Raw genomic sequence first — 355 nt, 5'->3', positions numbered from 1 at the left:
TGCTAATAGAGTTCGCAATAAGCAAATAGATATTTTATTTGTCGTTAATATGTTCCTTACAGGTTTTGATAGTAAAACATTAAATACATTATTCGTTGACAAAAATTTAAGACATCACGGATTAATTCAAGCCTATTCAAGAACTAACAGAATATTAGGAGAAAAGAAATCACAAGGTAATATTGTAGTATTCCGTAATCTTAAAAAGGCTACTGATGATGCAATTGCTTTGTTTTCTAACAAGGATGCAAAAGAAATAATCATAATGCAGCCTTATGAAAAGTATGTAAAAGACATCAACGAAGCATACCAAAAATTAATTGATATAGTGCCAAATTTTGAAGCTGTAGATGAT

Annotated in this window: 1 protein-coding gene; it reads left to right on the top strand. The window is 29.0% G+C overall.

Features of this window, described 5'->3' with window-relative positions:
* Positions 1-355: UvrB domain 3-containing protein (locus tag IU405_RS01900; protein ID WP_410896737.1), on the top strand; the 355-nt coding region annotated here is incomplete at both ends.

This window comes from Polaribacter sp. BAL334 (assembly GCF_015767435.1).
Lineage (GTDB): Bacteria > Bacteroidota > Bacteroidia > Flavobacteriales > Flavobacteriaceae > Polaribacter.
The sequence above is the reverse complement of the archived record's forward strand: the minus strand, read 5'-3'. Positions and strand labels throughout refer to the sequence as shown.